The sequence below is a fragment of the Acidiluteibacter sp. genome (assembly GCF_055129545.1).
On sequence record NZ_JBSRUB010000013.1, the window covers coordinates 552,079 to 571,459 of the forward strand.

Annotated in this window: 15 protein-coding genes; 10 read left to right on the top strand and 5 right to left on the bottom strand. The window is 34.5% G+C overall.

From position 1 onward, the window contains the following. Window positions 1-51 precede the first annotated feature (51 nt). Window positions 52-1,023, bottom strand: a complete 972-nt coding sequence (locus ACTB0X_RS08410; protein WP_463024553.1) for a Gfo/Idh/MocA family protein — start codon at window positions 1,021-1,023, stop codon at window positions 52-54. A 68-nt stretch (window positions 1,024-1,091) separates the two neighbouring features. Continuing rightward, the gene (locus ACTB0X_RS08415) at window positions 1,092-1,832 is read right to left on the bottom strand and encodes a glycosyltransferase family 2 protein (protein ID WP_463024554.1); all 741 of its coding nucleotides are present in this window, start codon (window positions 1,830-1,832) and stop codon (window positions 1,092-1,094) included. A 188-nt stretch (window positions 1,833-2,020) separates the two neighbouring features. Here ACTB0X_RS08415 and ACTB0X_RS08420 point away from each other — a divergent pair, with 188 nt between their 5' ends. From ACTB0X_RS08420 to ACTB0X_RS08465, 10 genes are all read left to right on the top strand, one after another. Then, entirely contained in the window at window positions 2,021-2,860 is an 840-nt protein-coding gene (locus ACTB0X_RS08420; protein WP_463024555.1) for an FkbM family methyltransferase, read from the top strand. Between the two features lie 3 nt (window positions 2,861-2,863). Next, complete coding sequence (locus ACTB0X_RS08425; RefSeq protein WP_463024556.1) at window positions 2,864-4,150, top strand: hypothetical protein; 1,287 nt, start codon at window positions 2,864-2,866, stop codon at window positions 4,148-4,150. A 95-nt stretch (window positions 4,151-4,245) separates the two neighbouring features. After that, complete coding sequence (locus tag ACTB0X_RS08430) at window positions 4,246-7,404, top strand: FG-GAP-like repeat-containing protein (RefSeq protein ID WP_463024557.1); 3,159 nt, start codon at window positions 4,246-4,248, stop codon at window positions 7,402-7,404. 23 nt (window positions 7,405-7,427) lie between these two features. Continuing rightward, the gene (locus tag ACTB0X_RS08435; protein WP_463024558.1) at window positions 7,428-8,624 is read left to right on the top strand and encodes an N-acetyl sugar amidotransferase; all 1,197 of its coding nucleotides are present in this window, start codon (window positions 7,428-7,430) and stop codon (window positions 8,622-8,624) included. Beyond that, entirely contained in the window at window positions 8,624-10,246 is a 1,623-nt protein-coding gene (locus ACTB0X_RS08440) for a carbamoyltransferase family protein (RefSeq protein WP_463024559.1), read from the top strand. Before ACTB0X_RS08435 ends, ACTB0X_RS08440 begins: the two co-directional genes overlap by 1 nt. A 42-nt stretch (window positions 10,247-10,288) precedes the next feature. Further along, window positions 10,289-12,073, top strand: coding sequence for a DUF6798 domain-containing protein (locus tag ACTB0X_RS08445; RefSeq protein WP_463024560.1), 1,785 nt, complete (start codon window positions 10,289-10,291; stop codon window positions 12,071-12,073). An 11-nt stretch (window positions 12,074-12,084) separates the two neighbouring features. Beyond that, window positions 12,085-12,954 (top strand): carbon-nitrogen hydrolase family protein, encoded by an 870-nt coding sequence (locus tag ACTB0X_RS08450; RefSeq protein ID WP_463024561.1) that lies wholly within the window; start codon window positions 12,085-12,087, stop codon window positions 12,952-12,954. Window positions 12,955-12,959: 5 nt separating this feature from the next. Beyond that, on the top strand, window positions 12,960-14,138 hold the full coding sequence (locus ACTB0X_RS08455) for an SGNH/GDSL hydrolase family protein (protein ID WP_463024562.1): 1,179 nt from the start codon (window positions 12,960-12,962) through the stop codon (window positions 14,136-14,138). A 25-nt stretch (window positions 14,139-14,163) separates the two neighbouring features. Continuing rightward, window positions 14,164-14,718 carry an aspartyl/asparaginyl beta-hydroxylase domain-containing protein gene (locus ACTB0X_RS08460; RefSeq protein ID WP_463024563.1) on the top strand — a complete coding sequence of 185 codons (555 nt, stop codon included), beginning with the start codon at window positions 14,164-14,166 and terminating at the stop codon, window positions 14,716-14,718. A gap of 43 nt (window positions 14,719-14,761) precedes the next feature. After that, a complete protein-coding gene (locus ACTB0X_RS08465; protein WP_463024564.1) occupies window positions 14,762-14,935 on the top strand; it encodes a hypothetical protein in 174 nt (57 codons plus the stop codon). A gap of 146 nt (window positions 14,936-15,081) precedes the next feature. Here ACTB0X_RS08465 and ACTB0X_RS08470 read toward each other — a convergent pair whose 3' ends face one another. From ACTB0X_RS08470 to ACTB0X_RS08480, 3 genes are read right to left on the bottom strand one after another with little or no spacing between them, the layout of a single operon-like run. Beyond that, window positions 15,082-16,263 carry a JmjC domain-containing protein gene (locus tag ACTB0X_RS08470; RefSeq protein ID WP_463024565.1) on the bottom strand — a complete coding sequence of 394 codons (1,182 nt, stop codon included), beginning with the start codon at window positions 16,261-16,263 and terminating at the stop codon, window positions 15,082-15,084. Between the two features lie 11 nt (window positions 16,264-16,274). Next, window positions 16,275-17,858 (bottom strand): tryptophan halogenase family protein, encoded by a 1,584-nt coding sequence (locus ACTB0X_RS08475; protein ID WP_463024566.1) that lies wholly within the window; start codon window positions 17,856-17,858, stop codon window positions 16,275-16,277. A gap of 2 nt (window positions 17,859-17,860) precedes the next feature. Then, on the bottom strand, window positions 17,861-19,378 hold the full coding sequence (locus tag ACTB0X_RS08480; RefSeq protein ID WP_463024567.1) for a tryptophan halogenase family protein: 1,518 nt from the start codon (window positions 19,376-19,378) through the stop codon (window positions 17,861-17,863). Window positions 19,379-19,381: the final 3 nt, after the last annotated feature.

Genomic DNA, 19,381 nt, shown 5'->3' on the forward strand with positions numbered 1-19,381 from the left:
GAATCCAAAATTAATCAATGAGCAAGTTACAGTTTGCAAGTCTACAATTATTTAAATAGACAATAAACTTTCTGTAGGCTCTAGTTGAATAGTTTCACCATTGCTCTCTAATGAATATTGAGCCGCATCCAATACCTTTAGAATGTTTAATCCAAATCTTCCATCTGATAAAAATGGTTGATTATTGTTTATCCCATTAAAAAGATCTGAGACCAATGTCGATAGTGATTCTTTTGATTCATAATGAGGATGAGTAATGGTAGAAAAGTTTCTAATTTCGATCTTTTTATGGTCTAAGGTGTCGTCAAACAAAACCGAATGCTCATTGCTAAGAAAATGCATTTTTCGTTCCTTGATTGATGAATACCAAGAACTCTCAAATTCAGCTTTGACATTGTTTGGGTAATAAACGGTCATTACTGCCTTCTTTTTATTAGAATCATTATCCATGTTTATCATCTCCGCATTGACAGCAATAGGCGTTTGGTCCAATATGTAATTGGTTATTGCCAAATCATGTGATGATAAATCTCCAAAAACGCTTACATCATCCCTAATAATCCCTTTTCCCAATCTGGAAGATTTTATTGATTTTAAAGTACCGAATTGAGTATCAATTAGGATTTCTTTCAATTTTCTCACTGCTCCTGAATAGAGATAGGTGTAATCAATGATCAAATATTTATTTTGTTTTTTAGCCAGTTCAACCAATTCTTTCGCTTCATCGAAAGAAGGAGTCATTGGTTTCTCTACTAGGACATGTTTGTTATTTAGTAGAGCGTTTTTTACAAGCTCAAAATGTGTTTTTACAGGTGTGGCAATAATGATAATTTCTAAGGAATTGTCGTTGATTAATTCTTCAGAATTAGTTGTTGTTCGGATACTTGGATAGGTAGTTTTAATTTCTTCAATCCTTAGAGGGTTGGTGTCAGCAACTAACTTTAAGTCAAATTCTTTTGAATGAAAAAAGTTTCTGACTAAATTCTTTCCCCAGTAACCATATCCAATTATGCCAGCCTTCATTTGAGTCATATTCCTTTAAGTCCTGCGAAAATACAAGTTTTAAGTTGTGTTGTTGTGATTAAACACATTTAGGTAATGTCTATTTTTGATCTTAGAGTCACTTTGAACCAGAAACAAACCCAAATCAATTTTGGAGTTTCAAGTAAGGCTTGTTTAATTATTTTGTATGATGCACCTTGACTGTTTCCACTTAGTCGAGGATAATAGGTTGATTGAATCTCAACAGGAAGATTACCAATATAAACGAGTTTGCTGCAGATTTCTGATTCTACTAATGAGCTTTCCATTCTTAAATTTAGCTTCTTGAGTGATTTATTTTTATAAGCTTTTACCCAATTCACATCTTTTAGTCGGAGTCCAATTGAATAGCGATTTAAGAATCGATTAAAAGCCGAAAGCCACTTTCTAGATTTACTATAAGCCTGATTATCTATTCGATAAAAAGAAATAAACGAATTATTTTGGAGGTTTTTGTAGGGTATAAGTTCATCCAAATTAAATTGGTTATCGCCAGGAATCATGATTACGTTTTCCTCCACTGCATTTTGATAGCCAGCATGTAAGGATTTTCCAATTCCTTTGTTATTAAGGTGGTTGATATAAGTGATGTGGTCATTTTTTTTGGTTAAATCAACAATAATTTTATGCGAATCGTCACTGCTTCCATCATTTACAACAACGATCTGGCCGCGGTTAATGGAGATAATTTTAAGTGTATTTAATGCATCCTCAATCACTTTTTTTATACTTCCCTCTTCGTTGTAACAGAGTATTATGATGGACCAACTTTGGGTTGGGGCTGTTGACATAGCGTTGTTTAATGAAAAGGAAATGAATTGGTTTTCTTTATCCTTTCAAAATTAGAGCAATTCTTCGAATTGCTCTAATAAATTAATTAATATGTAAAAAAATGGATTTCGCTAACATTCAAAATACCTGATTTATGTAGTTTCGTATAATAAATTATTAATTTTTTAGATAAATAATGTGGTCATTTTTGAAGTCATTTATAAGGAAGAAGAAGAACGATAAAAAAATTTCTAATCTCCTTCAACTTTATAAAGATTTGGATACTTATCAAATAGCAGTAAATGGGAACATTGTATATTTTGATACAACAGATGATTTTAGCAGACTTTGGTATCATGCTTCCAGGCGATCAACAGAATATCACGAACCTCATTTATCAAAACAGTTTATTCATCATATTCAAGAAGGCCATGTAGTTTTTGATATTGGAAGTCTGATTGGCTATTTCGTTTGTATGGCAAGTGAGTTGGTGGGAAAGTCGGGAGAGGTTCATGCATTTGAAATTGATAAAAAATGTCTACCATTGATAGAGAAGAGTATTGTTTTAAATAATTACAAGAATGTAAAAATAAATAATGTTGCAGTTTGCGATCGTATTGGGATTGAAAGAATAACACAATCTGATAATATAAAGTTCGGTGAAATGCTTTCGGTAGGAAGTCAGAAAAATTCAATTGAAATAGAAGCAACATCAATTGATAAATATATCGAATTGAGTGGTGTTTTTCCTGACTTGATTAAAATTGATGTTGAAGGTTCTGAATTGAGAGTTCTAAAAGGAATGCAACAGTTGCTCTTAAAGGGCAAAGTGAAACTTCTTATTGAAATACATGTAAAAAAACTAAAGCAATTTTATAATGTACATTACAAGGAATTAATTCAATTTTTACATGATTTGGATTATACTATGGAATTGATCCCTGAAGAGAATAAGATAGGTAAAAGGTCATTTGTGAAAAAAAATACTTTATTGGAGGACAATTCTTTAATTTATGCTTTTCGAGAAGAAAAATTGGATGGGACATAAACTATGAAAAAACAACTCAAAAATTCAATTAAGACTTTAGTTATATTGCCCTTCGCAATTCTAGGAATTGCTTGGATTTGTATGTTTCCTGCTTTATCGCCTTCTTTTCTACTTGGTATCGGTTTTTTATTATTGGGGATAACAATTAGTTGTATAGTTGGTGGAAAACTAACGAATATAGCACTATTGTTTTCTAGTTTGATGTTCGGTTATTTAGTTGGAGAAGGAGTGTCATATACTATAGACCCATACGTTAATGCCTCTGGATTCAATAAAAAGTCTACCGAATTTGACCCTATAAGAGGCTACCGTTGGTTAGGAGATAGTATCCGAGGGTTTAGGACGAGAATGGGAGTTACGGTTTACGACAATCATTTCTACCCCAATAATGAAGGGTGGATTATGGATCAGGAGTATACTTATACCAAGAAAGACTCCTCCAAAAAACGATGGATGATATTGGGTGATTCTTTTGTAGCTGGAATTATGTTAGAGACCAATTTGCCCAATCGAACCCAGCAATTGTTAAATGATTCATTGGGAGTAGGAAAGATTGAGATTTATTCTTTTGGAGTTGATGGAGGAGGAATCATGAATTGGTATAATGTCTTTTTTAAAGAGATATTACCCAATTATGAGTTCGATGGAATTATCATCGCTCCTTATGCAGATAATTTGTACCGTGATTTTATGGTAATGATGATCGATACCAATGGTTTTATGGGAAGAATAGATTCAGTCGAATGGTCGGAAGGCGATTCCCCCCAAATGAGCGATTTCAAGGAATTAAAGCCCTACACCAATGTATATTCTGACATTGAGATAGAACATTTTTTAAGTCATCCGTTAAAGCCGTTTGATTGGCCACTCAGGAAACAAATGAAAAATCTAATATATAATCTGGGTAGAAAGGGAAAAAACAATACTGCTGACAATATTAAAACCATAGACCAACTTAATCATAGAATGGGAGCAAAAAAATTTAACCAATTGGATTCAATAATTTCTTGGTGTCAATCCCATCAAAAGCAACTTGTTTTGGCTTCAATTCCATCTAGAGAGGAATTGAAGAATAATTGGTTAGGCGAAAGAAATCAGCACAAAGTAGAAATGGATATTATAGCTAAAGAATATCAATTAGAATATTTGGATGGCTATGCCGTATTTAAAGACTTGAATGAAGTAGAAATAGACTCTCGTTGGTTAAAGTATGATGGACATTGGAATCAAAAGGGTTCTGATGAATATGCTACAGAGTTGGCAAACTATCTGATAAGAATAAAACAATAAATAGGGTTATTTTTTTTCTATTCATTCGAAATGACTTTATTTGCCGCAATGAATAGATGCCACTATACATGCGTCATTAATCAGATTTTTAATGGATGATTTTTAGAAATAAACAACTTTCGATTTCCATACTTTTAATGATTGTCGTAGCGCTAACCTTTTGGTTAAGTTCTAGGTATCCTGCGCTCAATGAAAAGGCAATGATGGGTGACCAAACTGCTGTTAGTGGCATTGCTTTTAATGTGGTAATTCCTGTAACAGAAGCATCGGCTTGGTGGGAAAAAATAACGTACAACTTTGTGAACTGGGCTTATACCAACAAACAAGGGATGACCTTCGGGTTGCTATTTGCAGCCGTACTGATGCTACTCATTACCCAATTACGAAAAAAACAATTTGAAAATCCATTCGCAAATTCCTTGTTGGGAATGGTAATAGGCGCGCCATTGGGTGTTTGTGTCAATTGCGCCGCGCCTATTGCTGACGGAATGCATCGTTCTGGAGGGAGGTTAGAAACCTCGCTAGCCATGATGGTAAGTTCTCCAACCTTAAATGTGATCATTATTAGTATGCTTATCGCATTATTTCCTTTGCACATGGTGGTGCTAAAGCTAGTTTTTACGCTAGTTTTTGTATTGTTGGTTATTCCGCTTTTAGTTCACTTTTTGGTAAATAAAAAAGCACGAAAATTATCATTCTCCGATCCATTAGTTAAGACTTCACAAGAGATGAAAAATCCTTTTGGTATCGACGATGTAATTGTGGATACCGAAATGACTTGGCTAGCTGCTCTGCAATGGGTTATTGTTAGTTTCTTAAAACATCTATGGTATATCATCAAGATTGCTGTGCCATTAATGCTCTTAGCCGGTTTGCTTGGTAGTGCGGTAATTACTTTTGTTCCATGGGATTTAGTATCCAATTTGGATATTGCTTTGGATTGGGAGTGGTCATTACTCACTATGATAGTAATCGCTATGTTAGCGGCTTTCTTGCCTGTGCCCATCGCTTTTGATGTAGTCATTGTAGCTGTTCTTATGGCAAGTGGATTGCCCATCCGATATAGCATGATTCTGCTGTTTACACTAGGAATATTTAGTGTTTATCCCTGGTTGTTGATTAAACGTTCAGTCTCAACACGTTTTGCATGGGCTTTTTTCTTTTCTGTGGTTGCTTTCGGACTTTTTGCGGGTGCTAGCGGACACCTCTATCACAATTGGTATTGGCAAAAACAGTTGCCAAAAATGATTAGTGCTTTGAGTGAATCTAAGCACGATAAGTTGAATAAATTGTTTTATTCTCCAGTATCGGACATCTTAAGTTCTGATGAATTAGATCAACTGAAAAGTAGTGCGGCTATTCCATTAGAGATGTTTAAGGATTCAATAAATGGACTTACTATACATTCGATTCCTTTTGATTCTAATTTAGAAATAAATGATAAATTGTTTACAAAAATTGAGGGTCCCGACTTAGGAATACTTTTACCAAACTCATTTTCTCTACTAAATTTATATGAACCTTTTGGTGGGGCTGCGTCAATAAGTGTCGGAGATGTGCACAAGGATGGCAGGCCAGATCTAATTTTTGCAAGAGAGGAAGGAATTTATTTATATGTCAATAAAGGCAATGGGGAGTTTGCATTGCAAGCGCTTAATACGGATGGAATTGTTGCTCGTTTTTATTCTGCGGCATTTGTAGATTTAAATAACGATAGTTGGTTGGATATTTTTATTACCACATTTAAAGGAGGGAATTATGTGTTGTATAATCAAAGGGGGAGTTTTGGTTCAAGCGTAGCGAAACTAGTACCAAATCTTAAAGATGCTGTTCTCACTACTTCGCCATCGTTTGGAGACATCAATCGTGATGGAAAATTAGATGTTTTTCTAGGAAACTGGACATTGGGAAGAAATAACTACCCACTCTACTCAATGGATGCTTCTCAGAATGCTTTATTAATTAGTAATGAGGATAGCTTTAAGCTACAAGAGATGCCAGGTCTTGCAGGTGAGACTTTTAGTACCATAATTTCAGATTTAAATAATGATGGCTTTGTGGATGTGTTTGCAGGAAATGATTTTAAAATACCAGACTTTTTTTATTTAGGTAATGGTACAGAAAAACTAACAATAGTTAAACCCGGAGATGGCTTATATGACCAAATTCCAAATACAACTATGAGCATAAGTACTGCAGATCTAAATAATGATTTAGTTCCTGAATTGTTTATTGATCAAATTACAAATGCTGCTGAATCTGATAGAGACTTTTTTTATGAAGCAGAACTATCCGATTGTGATGAAATAAAAGACTCTGCTTATAAAAAGTATTGTCAAGAACTAATCCCAATTTATAGAAATTTGAACAAGAGTGCCAATAAAATGGATGCTTCCTTTTGTCCATTAGGTTGGGAAATTGAATGTTATTCTGCAATACTTGCCTCAAAAATAGTTTTGGAAAAGGATATTGGGCCAGATAGTAAATTGGCAGACGCTTTTCCCTATGATTTAAAGGAGCTAAAGTGGATGTATAAGTACGATAGAGAGAAGAGATTTCCATTGAACAAAAAGGATCTGATTAACTATTTGCCTCAACAATCAGAAACTAATGTTTTGTTGGTTCAACAAGAGAATAAAGAATACCTTGATAAAGCAAAAGATTGGGGTATTGAGTTTTCTGGCTGGGCTTGGAATGCTCAATTTGCTGATTTCGATAATGATGAATTTCAAGACCTATTCATATCTAATGGTTACAGCACAAACCCTAAATGGTACAGTAATGTGTTTTATAAAAATGTTGAAGGCAAAAGGATGGAGAATAAATCTCAAGAGACCGGATTAAATTCAAGAATCCCTTCGAATGCATGGTGTTCCATGGATTATGACAATGATGGTGATATAGATATTGTTTTAGCTCCCTTTGTTGGTCCTGCTGTAATCTATCGTAATAATACGAATTCGTCTAAGAAAAGCATTGCTTTTGATCTGAAGGATGAAATTGGAAATTATTATGGTATTAATAGTAGAATATATATCTATTATGGCCCTGAGAATTCCAAACATCAAATGAGAGAAGTTCAAATTGCTGGAGGAAATAAATCTTTCAATTCAAGTACCGTTTATTTTGGATTAAATGAATTTGAGAAAATAAGTAGGTTGAAGGTCGTTTGGTCTACCGGAGAAGAAATAGTCATTAATAGAGATTTTAATGCTGGAAGTAAATACATAATTAAAAGAGGAAAGATAAATTAATTTATCTCAATGATGTGTAGATGATGAGTGATAAAATAATAATGAACGGTTTAGAGACTAAATTGCCTAATCAAATTTGCACTAGATGTGTCCAAGATACAACCGTTCCTGGGATTTTATTTGACAAACAAGGGGTTTGCAACTTCTGCGAGTTACATGATAAAATGACACAGCTTTTTCCAAATGACGAAAAAGGGGAAGCTTATTTAATAAACTACTTTCAAAAGTTAAAAGAAAAAAATAAGCATAAGAATTACGATTGTATTGTTGGCATTAGTGGAGGAAGAGATAGTACATATCTAATTTATAAAATTGTAAAAGACTGGAAATTGAGGCCGCTAGCTGTACATTTTAATGATGGTTTTGACAATCCCGTTGCGGGTGAAAATATGCTTCGAGCTGTTAAGAAATTAGGAGTAGAATTAAGGACGGTTTCTTCCGATTGGCGAGAGGCAAAAGAGTTGAAAATTTCTTTTTTAAAAGCATCCACTCCTGATTTAAATTTAGGGACAGACATTGGAATAGCCTCTTCCCTTTATGGAATCGCCCACAAGGAAAACATTAAATGCATCTTGATTGGTCAATCTTTCAGAACTGAAGGGGTGAAACCATTGTCGTGGTCCTACTTTGATGGAGATTACTTAAGGAATGTTCAGAATCAATTTGGGAAGATAAAACTAAAAAAATGGAATGCCAATAGCCCTAATTTCAATCTAGGAATTAAGGAGCTATCTTATTATTCTCTTTTAAAAGGGATTAGAGTTATTACTCCATTTTATTATCACAACTATATTCGCGAGGAGGCAGATGAAATTATTAAAAGAGAGCTGGGGTGGGTTTATCCTGGGGCGCATTATTTTGATGATTTGTACCACAGTTTAATCAAATATGTTCATCGAGTTAAATTCAATATTGATTTGAATATGAATAGTGATTCTGCATTAGTGAGAAGTGGTCAATTAGATCGAAAAGTGGCATTGGAAAGAGCGCACAGTATATATAAAATTGAGAGTGATCAAATTATTGATTTATGCATTAAACGGTTAGGGATTAGTCGAGATGAATTTGATTCCTATTTAAAATTAAAACCCAAGACTTTTAGAGATTATAAAACGAGTTACAATTATATTCGCTTAGCAAAGTTGCCAATTTTTATCATGTCACGCTTGAATTTGGTACCTAAGGTAGCTTACGACAAGTATTTTAACTGCGGAAAATAATGTACATTTTAGGAATTAACGGAGGAGTTAGAGCAGGATACCAAGATGTGTCTGCAGTTTTGCTAAAAGATGGAGAGGTAATTTATGGCATCGCAGAAGAGCGCTTAAATCGAAAAAAACACTCAGCTGGACAATTGCCTTTTTATGCAATTAAAGAAGCGCTTAAATTTGCCAAAATTTCCATGCAAGAAGTCTCATTTGTTGCCACACATGGGAGCACTTGGGGTGAGGAATATGAAAAAGTAGTGGAAGAATATTTGCGTTATTCTTTTGGGTTTAGTCCCAAAGTTATTCGAATACATCATCATATTGCTCATGCAGCATCAGCATACTATGGCTCAGGTTTCGATGAAGCTATGATTTTAACAATGGATGCTTCTGGTGATGGAATTTCATTGCAAAAAGCAATTGGGAGAAAAGGGGATATTGAAATTTCAGAGCAAATTCCAAGAACGAATAGCTTAGGAATCTTTTACTCCATTATGACGCAGTTCTGTGGATTTATTAGAGATACCGACGAATATAAGTTGATGGGCTTGGCGCCTTATGGTGATGCTAGTAAAATAGATTTAAATGAAATTCTAGATGTCTCTGATGGCAATTTTGAATTAAATAATGCTTTCATAAAAGAAATAAAAGCTGGAGCCCCGCAAGGTTCAAGACAACAAGCAGCTTTTAGCAATAAGTTGGTTCTGCTACTGGGTGAGCCAAGATTTGCTATAAATGAGTTAACGCAACATTATAAAGATGTGGCAGCAGCTTCACAAGAACTATTAACGAATGCAATAGTCGCTGTAGTTACTAAATTTCACTCTGAAACTGGTTTAAGAAAAATTTGTATTGCAGGTGGAGTGGCTCTTAATTGTGAGACCAATAGGCATTTAATGAATTTAGATTTTATAGATGATCTCTTCGTTCAGCCTGCGAGTGGAGACGATGGAATAAGTTTAGGTGCTGCATGGTTTGTTTCCAATGAAATGGGCATTTCTCCGAAGCCTGCACTTAATTATTACTTGGGAAATGATTACAAGAACGACCAAATCAAACAACAATTGGACTTAATGGGATTGAAATACAAAGGCATTGAAGATATTGGAGAAAAAGCAGCTAGTTTAGTTGCTGAAGATAAAATTGTAGCTTGGTTTCAAGGAAGAGATGAGTTTGGCCCAAGAGCATTGGGAGCAAGGTCAATTTTAGCCAATCCACGAAATTCGGAAATGAAACAGACCTTGAATCAAAAAATAAAATTTAGAGAAGGCTTCAGACCCTTTTGCCCAAGCGTATTAGAAGAAGATGTTTCAACGTATTTTATTGGAAAAAAGAACAGTTCACCTTACATGACTATTAATTATGAGGTAAAAGATGCTGAACTGATGCCAAGCATTTCACATGTAAATAAAACTGCCAGAATTCAAACAGTAAGTCAAAGCAACAATGCCTTGTTTTATGATTACTTGAAGCAGTTGAAACAGAAAACAGGCGTAGGAGTAAGTATCAATACTAGTTTTAATAGAAATCAAGAACCGATGATTCACTCGCCAATGGATGCAATATCTGCTTTTTATGGTTCGGGAATAGATGCTTTATTAATTGGAAATTATTTGCTTCAGAAGAAGAGGTGAGTAAAGGAATATCAATATTTTTACAGGAATAAACCGAGCTAAATGAAAACCGTTTCTTATAAGAATTCCTTGTCTTTTGTTGTTCTTATTGGAGTCCTGGTAAGTTTTTATAAATACCGTTATTTCGGAGCTATGCAGATTGATATGCTCCCAATTATATTCAGGGATTTAGATCCAAATTTTTTAAAGAACGATTTTTATACCAATGTTAGCGAAGGGTTTAATGAAGATTTTATCTTTGCTAAGATTGTTGGTTGGTGTTCCCTTTTTATTTCGCTTCCAATTGTTTTCTTTGGGTTTACCTTATTGTCCAATGTGGGAATTTCCTTGGTTAGTTTTTTGGCTGCAAGAGATTTGTCCAATAAAAATAACCTAACTGGGTTAATTGCCGCCATCTTGTTTATTACGAGTTCGACCTTTCAATGGGGAAATCGTGATTTAATCTATCGCTCGGAATTAACTCCTGAGCACTTAATAATGCCATTCATATTGTTAGCCATTTGGATGGGAATTAAACAACGACCACTTCTAGTTGGGCTATTTGCAGGTTTAGCAACGTTCAGTCACCCATTAACTGGACCCGGAATAGGAGGTTTAGTTCTACTTCAAATAATAATTACACAGACTTGGTACAAGCAATTAAATTGGAGTCTATTTCTGAAGGTAGCAGCAGGAGGATTAATGGTTTTAGCGCCGCTTGTTTTGTATCTGATTCCATATTTTAAGTCCTTTGAATTTCGAATTTCAGATGAACTTTTTATCGAAATCATGAGGGCTCGATTTCCTCAACATTATCTAGCTTCTTATTTCTTTACCCCTTTGCGAACTTTTACGGGGCTTACTTTTCTAATTTCAACTTATTTTTCATGGAAAAAATGGAATCAAGAAATTAGTCCTCAAAAGGAATATCATTTCTCAATTTTCCCAATAAGTGTCCTGCTTTTAATTCTATGCTTGATTGGATGGTTGTTTTCAGAAGTTTGGCCTACACGTTTCATGCACACCTTGCATCCTTATCGGTTTCTACTGCTATTAAAGGTCTATGGCCTATTGGCATTTGCTTTATATGCAGGCACAATTGTTAATTCATCAGCAACTATCAAAACAAAAATTAGTACTGGAATAGCTTTATTTTATCCTCCTTTGCTTTTGATACATCAAGCTATTATTCAAAAAATAAAAAATATCCCCTTAGTGTTGTTTATAGGATACTTGGTGTTTTTGTATTTTATAGAGTATTATACAAGAAGTGCTTATGAGCCATTTGTTTTATTCTCCTGTCTCTTTATGTTGTTTATTTATAGTCGTAAGTATTTTCAAATAGCAGGTGTTATATTGTTGGTTGGAATAGCAATCAATATGACTCTAGTGCCTAAACTATCATTGCCAAAAGGAATAGAGAAAAGGCTTGAAAAACGGTTTAGGCCTGAAATCTATTCGGATTCAAAGATTAGTTTAGAAATTGAACTGGCTAACTACATTAAAAATAACACGCCTGAGAATAGTCTTTTATTGGTAATGCCTAAGCAAGGTCGTTTAAGGATATTGGCAAGCAGAGCATTAGTTGTAGATGGGTATTCTATTCCAATGAATGATAAAGGGCTAAATGAATGGTGGTACCGAATGAATACAATTTATAATAAAGGATCTAAAAACTCGATTCAGCACATTAAAGAAACGTACCCGAATTATCTAAAACTGACTGACTCAGATTTAGATGATTTGCACAAAGAGTTTAAATTTAATTATGCGGTGTTAAGAGCACCTGTTAAAACAAAGCATCAAATCGTTTATGAAAATAAGCAGTATAAATTAATAGCGTTTTAGAATTGTAAAAAATGAGTGAAATGTTAAAAATTGGGATGGCGCAATTACTAGTGGAAGGAGGCGAAGCTGAACGTAATTTTGAAAGAGCGTTCAAGTTAATCGATGAAGCGAAAGAACAAGGGTGTGATTTAGTGATTTTGCCTGAAACGATTGATTTCGCTTGGACACATCCTCGCTCTATTGAAGAATCGCTTCCAATTCCCGGAGCATTTAGTGATTTGTTTTGTCAAAAAGCTAAAGAGCTTGAGATCTACATTTGCGTTGGGCTTACAGAAAGAGTTGATAATGATAGACGCTACAATACGGCTTTATTAATTGACGATAAAGGAGAAATAATTTTAAAATACCACAAGATTAATTTACTAGAGGTAGAGCACCCTTTTTATGAAGTGGGAAATACGCTAAATGTAGTAGATACTCCATTTGGTAAAATTGGAGTAAATATTTGTGCTGATAATTATCGGGACTCAGTGACTATTGGCCACACTTTAGCAAGAATGGGCGCAAAAATAATTCTTTCTCCGGCTTCTTGGACGGTAGATTATTCTATGATTGAAGGAGAAGATCCATATCAAGATAAATGGATAGCCTCCTTATCTCATTTAGCAACTCTTTATGATCTTGTGATCGTCAGTACAACAAGTGTTGGATACATTGTAGGTGGGCCTTATGAAGGGAAAAAGATGGTCGGTTGTTCGCTTGCAGTCAACAAAGATGGGGTAATTGCTATGGGAGTTTTTAATGAATTTGCCGGTGAGCTAGTGGTGTCAGAGTTTGAAGTTCCTACAACTAAATACAAAGGGACGCAATTTGGTGAAATGCTAAAGGAGAAGGGAAATGAATTTGAGGTGGCGGTTAATAATTATTCGAAAAATAAATGAGTTTGATGGATAAAATAAAGTCAGGATTTATCAATTTCTCGATTGTTTTTTTTAGTCTACTAATCTTGTTAGGAGTACTAGAAGGTCTCTCAAAACTCTATATTGAAAAAGTTGCAAGCGATTCTAAATTTAAGAAGTATGCCTCAGTAGAAAAATTGAAGCAAAGAGAAAACACTTCTATTTCTAGCATGCATCGATACATCGGATATATTCCTACGCCAAATTTTAAAAAAGGAAAGAATAAGCACAATAGCTTAGGTTTAAGAGGTGAAGAAGTAACTACCCCAAAACCTAAAGGTGAGTTTAGAATTATTTGTATTGGTGGGTCTACTACATATACGGCTGATGTAGAAGATTATAAATTGTCATACCCTTTCCTTTTGCAAGAAAATTTACAGGATAGTGGATATTCGAATGTAAAGGTGATCAATGCTGGGATGCTTTCTTATACGACTTATGAATCGTTGATTAACCTTCAATTAAGACTACTTGATTTGGAGCCCGATTTATTTGTCATCTACCATGCAGTGAATGATGTTCATGCTCGATTGGTTTGGCCTCCTGAAGCCTACAAGGCTGATAATTCAGGTTATCGTCAGAGCATTTATGAGCAAAATCTAAATCACGGTTCGTCGATTTGGACTTATTTTAATTTAGGACGAATTATTCATGAGAGTGTGATGAATCATGATTTATTGCTCGCTAAGAAAAAGAGGGAAGGACATCCTGAAAGTGGAAAAGATTACGAATTGAGATATCAACGCATACTGAAAACTTATCCCGATGGAATTTTTAAAGAAGCTAGTGTAAGTGATATATTTAAAATGAATAAACCGACTTATTTTAAGCGTAATATTAACTTTATGATTTCTTTAGCCCAATCTGAAGGAGTTGAGGTTATGCTTTCTACTTTTGCATTTTGCCCTGATACAATCAAACAATCCTTGTATGCTTTCCCTGCATTAAATGAAGCTATACATGAACATAATACTGTACTAAAAGAAATCGCTGTAGAGCGAAATGTTCCTCTATTTGATTTTGAGAAAACATTCCCTCATAGCAGGGAATATTATAATGATGATATTCATGTCAATGAGAAGGGAAGCCGTTTGAAGGCTAAATTGTTTAGTGAATTTATTATTTCAAATAAGTTATTAGTTCATCAAAGAGATTCCTTTAATTAATAATGCAGAAAGGACAAAAAGGCATATGATAAATTTGAACAAAACAGAGAGTATTAGGATACTAGGAGAAGTAGACATTACAGAACTTAAGAAAAAAGTACTCGCATTGTCGAATGAATTTTGGGCTGAACAGAATACAGCCAAACCTAATAAGTTTGGAGTTTTAGATAAAACAGAACACATCGTGTTTCGGTTTATCAACAGTTTTAAGGATCATCGGTTTTACAGTGACAATGCTATCTGGGAAGATTGGAAAGGGGTGATAGCTCCATTACTCGAGGTAACGGCAAAAGCATACGGATATCAAACAGCAGAATTTCCTCGTATTATGCTTGCTAAGCTACCGGCAGGAGCGTCTATAAAACCACATATTGATCGTTCTCCAGCAGCTCAATTTCCGCATAAGGTTCATATACCACTACTTACGAATCAAGAAACTTTATTCTTCTTAAATGATAAAGGTTTTAACCTGAAAGAAGGGGTAATTCATGAAGTAAATAATCGAATAAATCATTCAGTTGTAAATAAGGGCGATAGTGATAGAATTCATTTAATTTTCGAGGTGTTTAGTACGGTATAGGGGATTTTTTGTATTTTTGAATCAGCATTTATAGGACATTTTTATGGAAAATAATAGACAGGATCAAGACCACTCAGAACAAAAGATTGATTCTAAGAATAATGCAGAGCGTAAGCCTTGGCATGCTCCTAAATTGGTTATTGAAGATACGGAGAATACAAAAGGAGGAACCTTCACATGCAATTCTCCTGGTGACGATGGTTGGTATTCTTCTTAATGTCCCAAATACTTTCTTTTTTAAGTATACTTTAGGTATGCACATTATTTATACGATCATTCCTCAACTAGATAGTGGGAGCTTATAAAGGTGTCTCGTAAAGTCATACATTTCCCCGATTCTACTGACCAAAAACACAAGCACCATCATTTATAATCGACGATAGTTAAAAGTCCTTCTTGCAACAGTTTTTTAGCAAGCGCAATTTTTTCCTGATTATTTTGCTGAGCATTTACATCGGACAATTTAAAGGGCTCCTCCTGTAATAATTGATCTAATAGCGGTGCGATGAATATTGGAAAGATTAGTTTTTTATTGTGAAATAAAAGGTGAATGGTTTTTCCTTGTTTGTTCAAGTGGTGAGCAACATATTTACTTTTCCTCAAAACTGTTTCGCTTGAAATTTGATTGCTACCTAACCAATCAGAAAGTCTATTTTCATTTTGAGAAGTTTGTTGATGGTAGGTTGCTGTATTTAAGTTTTCAACATGGTCGAGAGGGTGGTTTGATAGATTAAATGAAGCCCACTTTTCTTGGAATGATTTAAGAAAGGTATTGTAGGCTTCTTCACCTTCTAAAGGGATGGGAACTCTTTGTTGAAAATCAATATCCTCATTAGCTTGCTTTGCAAAATGTTCGATTAAATCAGACCACACTAGGCCTTCGAAGCTCAGAGCAAGATGCACAGACGGCGAATCGTCAACTGCATTGGCCATATGAGGGTAATTTTTTGGAAGGTAAATCAATTCATTTTCTTCTATTTGAAATTCTTTTTCCGGAATATCTTTTGGTTCCGGTTGACGAGGGCCACTATATGATTCTCTTGGATAGATCTGCCAATTCTTTTTTCCAGCAAGTTGGATAATGATAATATCATGAGCATCTTGATGTATTCCTATCCCTGTGCTTTTGGCCGGAGAAATATAAAGGTTTGCCCAAATCTTGACCGATAGTTCCTTTTCTAGTTCTCTGCAATAAACTCCAATTTGACCATGGCTTTTATCAATGCTATTTGCAATAATTGTAGCCCCATCTCTCAGTTTATCAAAGAGTTTGTCATTGTCAATAATGTCTGTTAGTTGAGATAGCTTGCTGTTTCTGTATTCTTTGATGGGAACTTCGCCACCATTTTGTATCAATTTTACCCATGGATAACGTAATCGAGTATTCGTAAAAAAACCGTCTAAAAATTCAATAGAGATTTGGCAATTCTGAGTTGGAGAATTACCTTTTTCAAGGTAAAGCCAATTTTTTCCCCAGAAATCCTTAAAGAATTGTTCTGTAGGTAACTTGCCTAATAATTCTTGAAACAATTTAGATGTAGCCATTGGTCAATTTGTTAGCATTTATTGATGAAATCAGAGATGTTTGCCTCATCGAAGAGGTCAAATTCACTATCTAGTATAAAGGGACTGTCAAAGAAATTTTTAAAGTCTAAGATTGTTGGATTCTCTGAAACCAAATTTAAAATTTTATGTTGAGGGATTGCATTTTTAGCTAATTGATCCCAAAGTTGGTACCTTTTAAGCCAATGCAACCTTTCTTTTTCTGTGACCGAGAAGGGCGGTTTGTTCGGATTTTTTCCTAAAACTAAAAGCATAAAGTCATGTGAGAATAAGCCATAAATTTGGAATTTATCTATTTTATTGATGCTCTCATTTTTACTCTTAAGCGTATAAAGTGGACCTTGAGATTTATATAATTTTAGAATCTCTTCTGCTCCTGAAATATCAATACTTGCTCTACAAGCCTTCCAGAAAGGAGTGTCATAACGATCATTAAACTTAAATTGAAGAGCAATAAACCACCTCAATCGATCCCAGATTTCCCCTAAATTTTGATTGATTTTCTCCCCAATATTATTTCCTTTATCAAGATTCTTTAAGTGCAATATGAGCGCATATATATTGGTGATTACCATGTGTAGAGCGGTTGATTGTAACGCTTCTATAAATCCATAGGCATTTCCGATAGCTGCTACATTTCCCTTTACAAAGTCAGTGTGTCTACCCGAACGAAAGCGCAAAACTTTCGTCTCTTTTATATTTGGATTTAATGCCCTGAATTCCTGTTCAGCTTGATCATCACTGCAAAAAGTGGAAGAATACACGTATCCCAAATGATCCGTATTATGCATTGGAATGTTCCATTGCCAACCATTATTCATGGTTCTTGCTTCGGTATAAGGTTTAATTGTTCCATTGTGTGCAGCATGTCCCGTAATTGCGCTATCCGTATAAAGGCTGCTCTTGTAATCCTGAAATGGAACTTTCATCGTTTTTTCAAGTAATATGGAAGAGAATCCGGAACAGTCTACATAAAAATCAAATTTGAGTTCAACTCCGTCGTCGCTAATCAATGACTTGAGTTCTCCATTTGCATTAGTCGTTGTTTGTTTAACTTTTGCATCAATTATTGGTATTCCTACTTCTTTTATTTTTTTTCTCAAGTACTTTACTAGCAATTTATTATCCAAATGATATGCATATGAATGTGGCAAGGCTAATGAACGATAGGGTTTCTCTATATTCCCTGTTTCTATAATGAATGATTTATCATAATTCATTAAAAAAGAGTTTAATGAATTGTAGTTAATGTCACCTTTTAACTCAAGGCTTAAAAATGGATTTAAGTAACCCAATGCATTATTAGAAAAACCTTGATCTTCTTTTCCCCAAAAATATCGAACTCCTAATTTCCATGTTGGTTTCACTTCTGCATAAAATTCAGCCAAGTCAAATTTCAATACATCATGCAACATTCTAAGGAGTTTTGGAGTAGTTGATTCACCAACTCCAATTACTGGTATTTTAGAAGACTCAATGATGGATATCTTTTTGTTAGGCATTAATTTAGAGAGTGTCAGTGCAGTGAGATAACCTGCAGTTCCACCACCAAGAATCCCAATGCTTTTACTGCTCATTTTTAAATACTTACTAATTCTGGGTTCATTTCGATTAGTTCTAAGGCTTCAGTATTCGGAATTGCTGACTTAGCAATACTTTCCCAAATACGCTTTTTTGCTTTTAAACTATTTCTTCTTTTTTCTAGGTATTCAGTATCTATCCTTGTAGGCAGAACTTCTTGTCCAAGTAGTATAATATCAAATCCATTGTGTCTAAAGATACTGGTCTCAAGAAGGCGATTTAAACTTTTGTCATTCAAATTTTTAGCCTTACGTAAGGGGCCATTCGCTCTATAAATTTCTAGAATCTGGTCGTAGCCTGAAATATCCGATTCTTTGTTATTCACTCTCCAGAATTCAGAATCAACTTTTTTATTAAACTTAAAGTGTAGGGCTAAAAACCACCTTAAGTGATCCCATTTCGCATTCAGGTGTTTATTTATAGCATAAATTGAATCATGGTCTGAAAGTGTTTTTGGGAATTTATCCATTAGAATTTGAATACCAGCTATAATCATATGAACTCCAGAGGACTCTAATGGTTCTACAAAGGCATATGAATTGCCAAAAGCGACTACATTTCCTTTAAAACACTCTTCATGCCTACCAGAGCGAAACTTTACAGTCCGGTACGAATCATCTATGTGCGGAATTTTATTCTTCAATTCCGAAAATGCTTCATCTTCACTACAAAAATAAGAACTGTATACATAACCTAGGCTATTTTTATCCCGTAAGGGAATATCCCATAACCAGCCATTTTTCATAGTGCTTGCCGTGGTATAGGATTTAATTTGGCTTGGGTTTTTAATGTTTGTAACAATAGCGCTATTTGTAAAAAGACTTTTAGAGTAATCAACATATTTTGAACCCATGGCTTGTTCAAGTAATAATGACTTGAATCCACTGCAATCTACATATAAATCAAACGAAAAACACGCTTGATCTTCATCGATTAAATGATCTATAAGTTGCTCATTTGAGGATTTAATTACGTTTATTATTTTTTTATTTACGAGAATAGTTCCACCCTCAATAGCTTTCTTTTTTAAAAAAGCAATTAATAATTCATTGTCAAGATGGTAGGCATAATTTAAATGACCTGAGATCGCCTGAATAGCAGACTCCCCTAATCCATTCTTGAAAATAAAGGACTTATTCTGGTCCATTAAAACCGATTGCAAATTACTCGATGAGACATTGTTATGAATATAATACCCCCCATAACTATCTTGTCTTTCGAAGGTATAGTTAAAATACGATTTATCTGGAGAGCCCCATTCAAATCTTATTCCTTGCTTGTGAGTAGGCTTAACCTCATGGTAAAATTCCTTAATATCAATACCAAGAACCTTGTGTAAAAATTTAACAATATTAGGTGTAGTTGCTTCTCCAACTCCAATAATTGGAACTTTGTCAGATTCAATTAAGGTGACTTTTAGTTCTGGACGAAATTTTCTAAATGCAAGTGCAGTTAGATAACCTGCAGTTCCTCCTCCGACAATTCCAATTGTATTGATTGGTGAATCTTCTGACATTAA